Here is a 6,000-nt window from a genome sequence, read left to right on the forward strand (position 1 = left end):
AGATAAAAAGGGGGAGCCATAATGGCTCCCCCTTTCTCGTTCTGGCTGACCGTATTTCTGGTTACGCCTTGGCAGTACCCATCTTGGCCTTGACCGCGCCAATTACCATGGGCAACAGGGAGATACCGATGATGCCGAAGATCAGCAGGGTAAAGTTGTGACGCACCACCGGCAGATTACCAAAGAAGTGGCCGGCATAGACGAAGGAGAGTACCCACAGCAGGCCGCCAACCAGGTTGAACGCCAGGAAGCGCGGATAGGTCATGGCCCCCATCCCTGCCACGAACGGCGCAAAGGTACGCACAATAGGCAGGAAGCGGGTGATGATGATGGTCTTGCCACCATGCTTGGCATAGAAGGCGTGGGTCTTCTCCAGATAATCCCGGCGGAAGATTTTGGAGTCCGGGTTGCGGAACAGCTGCTCGCCGAAGAAGTGACCAATGGTGTAGTTGACCACGTTGCCCAGCACGGCAGCGATGATCAGCACGGCCGCCAGGGTATGGACGTCCAGCACGCTGCCCACGGTAAGCGCACCGGCGGCAAACAGCAGGGAGTCACCCGGCAGGAACGGCGTCACTACCAACCCGGTTTCACAGAAGATGATGAGAAACAGGATGGCATAAACCCAGACGCCATAGTTCTCGAACAGCTCTTTCAAATGCACGTCAACGTGCAGGATAAAGTCGATTGCAAAGAGGATCAGATCCATTTTTCCATACCCATAAAGTGAACGGCGTGGAGTCTACGCCAATGCCATCCGGGCGACAATCACCGGGGCAGCCTCTTTTTCATCCTGCAGAGCCCACCTTCAAATGAAACCGTTTTTCCGCTTCCTTCGAGGGTGGGAGCGCACAGAGTGATGTCGAGCGTGGTGTTGAAAAGGTGAACTAGGAGGCCTGTTCCAGATCGCTGCGCACTGCGGGGGGAAGGCAACGCTCCCAACCCCACAGCAACACCAGCAGCAGGGTCACGTCATCGAACCAACCCAGCAAGGGCACCACGTCAGGGATAAGATCCACCGGACTAATGCCATAGAGCAGGATAAGGATCACCAGTCCCCTCGCCCACCAGGGGGTACCGGGATGGCGAAAACCATGATAGAGACGACGAAGTCGTTGCCAAATCAGCCAGCGTTTGCGGCTCATGACTCAATCAACTCGCTGCGCAACTGCTGGATCTGATCCCGCAGTGCCGCCGCCTGTTCGAACTCCAGATCCCGGGCATGTTGGAACATCTGCTCCTCCATCCGCTTGATCTCTTTGGCAATCTCGCTGGCAGAGCGGACATGGTATTCCCCTTGCGGCTCGGCTGCCTTGCGCATCCCCTTGCCTGGTTTGCCTGCCGTGCGGCTGCCCCCCATGTCCATCACATCGCCAATGGATTTGTTGAGCCCTTTGGGGGTGATCCCATGCTTGAGGTTATGGGCATGCTGCAAGGCGCGGCGCCGCTCGGTCTCCTCAATGGCTACCTTCATCGAGTTGGTGATGGTATCGCCGTAGAGAATGACCTTGCCGTTGAGGTTACGCGCCGCACGGCCGATGGTCTGGATCAGCGAGCGGGTCGAACGCAGGAAGCCCTCTTTATCCGCATCCAGAATCGCCACCAGCGACACCTCCGGCATGTCGAGACCTTCCCGCAGCAGGTTGATGCCGACCAGCACATCGAACTTGCCAAGGCGCAGATCGCGGATGATCTCCACCCGTTCGACCGTATCGATATCAGAGTGGAGATAGCGCACCTTGACGTCGTGCTCCGCCAGATACTCGGTCAAGTCTTCCGCCATCCGCTTGGTCAGGGTCGTGACCAGCACCCGCTCCTCCACCGCCACCCGCTTGCGGATCTCGGAGAGCAGATCGTCCACCTGAGTGGTCACCGGACGCACCTCGATCTCCGGATCGAGCAGGCCGGTAGGGCGCACCACCTGCTGCACCACATCGCCGCCGGACTTCTCCAGCTCGTAGGGGCCGGGAGTCGCCGAAACAAACACAGTCTGCGGCATCAGCGCTTCAAATTCGTCGAACTTGAGCGGCCGGTTGTCGAGCGCCGAGGGGAGCCGGAAGCCGTACTCCACCAGGGTCTCCTTGCGGGAGCGGTCCCCTTTGAACATGGCACCGATCTGCGGCACCGTGACGTGAGACTCGTCTATGATGAGCAGGCCATCCCCCGGCAGGTAGTCAAACAGGGTGGGCGGCGGCTCCCCCGGCGCACGACCGGAAAGGTAGCGGCTGTAGTTCTCGATGCCGGAGCAGTAACCCAGCTCCTGCATCATCTCCATGTCGAACTGGGTACGCTGGCTGATGCGCTGCTCTTCCACCAGCTTGTTGAGGGACAACAGCTGCTCGCGGCGGCTGCGCAGCTCCTCCTTGATATGCTCGATAGCCCCCAGAATGGTTTCGCGCGGGGTGGCGTAGTGGGTCTTGGGATAGATGGTGTAGCGCACTACCGTCTGCTCGATGGCGCCGGTCAGAGGATCGAACTGGGAGAGCCGCTCCACCTCCTCATCAAACAGCTCTACCCGCAGGGCCAACTTGTCCGATTCGGCAGGGTAGATGTCGATCACTTCACCGCGCACCCGGAAGGTGCCGCGTTGAAACGCCATGTCGTTGCGTGTGTACTGCAGCTCAGCGAGGCGACGCAGGATATCCCGCTGGTTGATCACATCCCCCACTTTGAGATGCAGCATCATGCTCAGATAAGCTTGGGGATCCCCCAAACCATAGATGGCCGACACCGAAGCGACGATCACCACGTCGCGCCGCTCCAGCAGTGCCTTGGTGGCGGACAATCGCATCTGCTCGATGTGATCGTTGATCGAGGCATCCTTCTCTATAAAGGTGTCGGTGGTCGGCACATAGGCTTCGGGCTGGTAATAGTCGTAGTAGGAGACGAAATACTCCACCGCGTTGTCGGGGAAGAACTCCTTCATCTCACCATAGAGCTGGGCGGCCAGGGTCTTGTTGGGAGCCAGGATCATGGTCGGGCGGTTCAGGGTGGCGATGACGTTGGCCATGGTGAAGGTCTTGCCCGAACCGGTCACCCCGAGCAGAGTCTGATGAGCCAGCCCCGACTCGATACCATCCAGCAGTTGGGCAATCGCCGTGGGCTGATCCCCGGCGGGTTGAAACTGGCTGGCTAACTTGAACAATTTGCTCATGAACACTCCCGACACAAAACAGCAGAGGAGCAGTGTAACCGAGGGTTTGGCAGCGGTACACCCGTGCCATCATCCCGCGAATGGCTTGACCACCCAAGACACCTTCTGTATGATGCTCCTCCTTGCCTGATGTTCCCCCGTAGTTCAGTCGGTAGAACGGCGGACTGTTAATCCGTATGTCACTGGTTCAAGTCCAGTCGGGGGAGCCAATTCCTCACCATCTCGGTGCAAGTTATCCACTTTAGTGCCCTCTCCTGCCAATTTTAATGCACAAGATCCTTCTTGCTGCTGACGCTCCCTTTTGTTACCCGTTCCGGCTCGACAGAGTTTTCTCCTGTTGCACCTAACTATTTGATTTTTATACAAACATTTTTCTTCCGGTATTTTTTGAACAGCCCTTGCATCCCAGTGCTGGCGCGGCTTTCAGGGCGATGAACAAGTTTCATGAACAGGGTTATCCACAGATTCTGTGGGTAAGTGCAGCAAGCCCTGTCAGGACGCGGGATTGCCCTTGATGGCCCCCGGCGAAGAGTCATTTTGCTGGCCAACCTGATTTTATGCTGTTTTTTTGCCCCCTCAGGAACCGCGGGGTGACAGGCTCTATTGGCACTTTTCAGAGGTATCTTTTTGCCAACCCTTTCCCTGTGGGCGAACGGGCAAATATCAAGCTGATTTGACCCTCAGCCAACCATGGCGGCCATCGGTTGAATCTGCTGAAACTGATCCCCGCCAAGCGGCCGGACAGCAGAATCTAAAATATCGGCCTGCGCCAGAGCACTTCGGTCGCGGGCAGCAGATTTCACTAATTGACAACGACAGTTACAGCAAAAATTGCCAGATTTCATCCGCTTGTCTCCCTATCACGCCGCAGGTTCCACAAATAGCGTCCGATAACGTTCGATTAATCGCTCCCTTGCGCTTCTTTATTGGGGATAGATCCGGCACAATATCGACCCCACTTTTTTCCTCGGTTTTTCCGGGCATGACCATAGATTTCGTGACACTGCTACATCAAAGCGACTCCCTGCTGCTGTTCGTGGTATTGGCCTTCGGCCTGCTGCTGGGCAAGGTGCGAATTGGCAACTTTCAGATTGGCAACACCATAGGTGTGCTGTTTACCGCCCTGCTGTTCGGCCAGATGGGCTTCGAATTTGCAGCCACCACTGAAAACGTAGGCTTTATGCTGTTCATCTTCTGTGTGGGGATCGAGGCGGGCCCTCACTTCTTCAGCGTCTTCCTGCGCGACGGCATCCACTACATCACCCTGACCCTGGTGATCTTGCTGACCGCCCTGCTGCTGACGGTGGGGCTGGCCAAGTTCTTTAATCTGGGGCCGGGCATGGCGGCGGGGATCCTGGCGGGTTCCCTCACCTCGACCCCGGCGCTGGTGGGTGCCCAGGATGCCTTGCGCAGCGGTCTGCTCAACCTGCCCCATCAGACCGATATGCAGGCGGTGCTCGACAACATGGGCATCGGCTACGCCCTGACCTATCTGGTGGGTCTGGTGGGTCTGATGCTGGTGGTGCGCTACCTCCCCTCGCTGGCACGGCTCGACCTCAATACCGAGGCGCAAAAAATCGCCCGTGAGCGGGGGCTCTCCGACAGCGAGAGTCGCAAGACCTATCTGCCCATCATCCGCGCCTATCGGGTGGGCCCCGAGCTGGCAGCCTGGATCGGTGGCCGTACCCTGCGGGAGACCGGCATCTATCCCCATACCGGCTGCTATGTAGAGCGGATCCGCCGTAACGGCATTCTGGCCAGCCCCGATGGCGATGCCGTTATTCAGGAAGGGGACGAAATCGCCCTGGTGGGCTATCCCGAGAGCCACGAGAAGCTGGACGTAAACTACCGCAACGGTAAAGAGGTGTTCGACCGCAACCTGCTTGACCTGCAGATCGTCACCGAAGAGATAGTGGTAAAGAATGACTCCGTGGTAGGCCGCCATCTTGTGGAGCTCAACCTCACCGAGAAAGGGTGCTTCCTCAACCGGGTAGTGCGCTCCCAGATCGAGATGCCGTTCGATCGCAACATTATGCTGCAAAAAGGCGACGTGTTGCAGATCAGCGGCGAGAAGCAGCGGGTCAAACTGCTGGCCAACAAGATCGGCTTTATCAGCATCCACAGCCAGACCACGGATCTGGTGGCCTTCACCACCTTCTTCGTACTCGGCCTGCTGATCGGCTCCGTTTCGCTGGTGTTCGGTCAGATCGAATTCGGTCTCGGCAACGCCGTCGGCCTGCTGCTGGCAGGCATTCTGATGGGTTACCTGCGGGCCAACCACCCGACGGTCGGCTATGTGCCGCCCGGTGCGCTCAGATTGGCCAAGGATCTCGGTCTGGCGGTCTTTATGGTGAGCACGGGCCTGAAAGCCGGTGGCGGCATCCTCGACCACCTCAGCGAGGTGGGTACGGTAGTGCTCTTCTCCGGCATGCTGGTGACCACCTTGCCGGTGCTGGTAGGCTATCTGTTCGGGGTCTGGGTGCTCAAGATGAACCCGGCGCTGCTGCTCGGAGCCATCACAGGTGCCCGTACCTGTGCCCCGGCGATGGATGTGGTCAACGAGGCAGCCAACAGCTCCATTCCGGCGCTCGGCTATGCCGGTACCTATGCGGTGGCCAACGTGATGCTGACCCTGGCGGGCTCCTTTATCATCGGCTTCTGGTTCTAGCCAGTACCATCACATTACCGCTAACAAAAAAGGGAGCCTCAGGCTCCCTTCTTGCTATCTGCCTTTCTCCCAAGTGCGGAGCAGGCTCATTGGTGTGGCGCCCCCCATCTGCGCTGAAATCTGCCACCAACCCACTCCCCTTATTCCACAATGGTCGATGCTCTGCTCTGCTCTGCTC

The 6,000-nt window shown here is 58.2% G+C and carries 5 protein-coding genes and 1 tRNA gene; 2 read left to right on the forward strand and 4 right to left on the reverse strand.

All coding sequences use genetic code 11. The annotated features are described in order from the left end of the window. Positions 1-61: 61 nt before the first annotated feature. The 3 genes from BN1139_RS16255 to uvrB all read right to left on the reverse strand — a co-directional run bounded on the left by BN1139_RS16255 (position 62) and on the right by uvrB (position 3,154). Entirely contained in the window at positions 62-709 is a 648-nt protein-coding gene (locus tag BN1139_RS16255; RefSeq protein WP_013723684.1) for a DedA family protein, read from the reverse strand. Positions 710-887: 178 nt separating this feature from the next. Next, positions 888-1,145, reverse strand: coding sequence for a YkvA family protein (locus BN1139_RS16260; RefSeq protein ID WP_013723683.1), 258 nt, complete (start codon positions 1,143-1,145; stop codon positions 888-890). After that, positions 1,142-3,154 carry an excinuclease ABC subunit UvrB gene (gene uvrB, locus BN1139_RS16265; RefSeq protein WP_005336898.1) on the reverse strand — a complete coding sequence of 671 codons (2,013 nt, stop codon included), beginning with the start codon at positions 3,152-3,154 and terminating at the stop codon, positions 1,142-1,144. The genes BN1139_RS16260 and uvrB overlap by 4 nt, the downstream gene beginning before the upstream one ends. 133 nt (positions 3,155-3,287) lie before the next feature. Here uvrB and BN1139_RS16270 point away from each other — a divergent pair. After that, positions 3,288-3,363: transfer RNA gene (locus BN1139_RS16270), tRNA-Asn, on the forward strand. A 471-nt stretch (positions 3,364-3,834) separates the two neighbouring features. Here the strand turns inward: BN1139_RS16270 and BN1139_RS21485 are convergent. Then, on the reverse strand, positions 3,835-3,999 hold the full coding sequence (locus BN1139_RS21485; protein WP_013723682.1) for a hypothetical protein: 165 nt from the start codon (positions 3,997-3,999) through the stop codon (positions 3,835-3,837). A 137-nt stretch (positions 4,000-4,136) separates the two neighbouring features. Here BN1139_RS21485 and BN1139_RS16275 point away from each other — a divergent pair, with 137 nt between their 5' ends. Beyond that, complete coding sequence (locus BN1139_RS16275; protein ID WP_005336899.1) at positions 4,137-5,822, forward strand: aspartate:alanine antiporter; 1,686 nt, start codon at positions 4,137-4,139, stop codon at positions 5,820-5,822. Positions 5,823-6,000 lie beyond the last annotated feature (178 nt).

The organism is Aeromonas veronii bv. veronii (genome assembly GCF_000820225.1).
GTDB lineage: Bacteria > Pseudomonadota > Gammaproteobacteria > Enterobacterales > Aeromonadaceae > Aeromonas > Aeromonas veronii.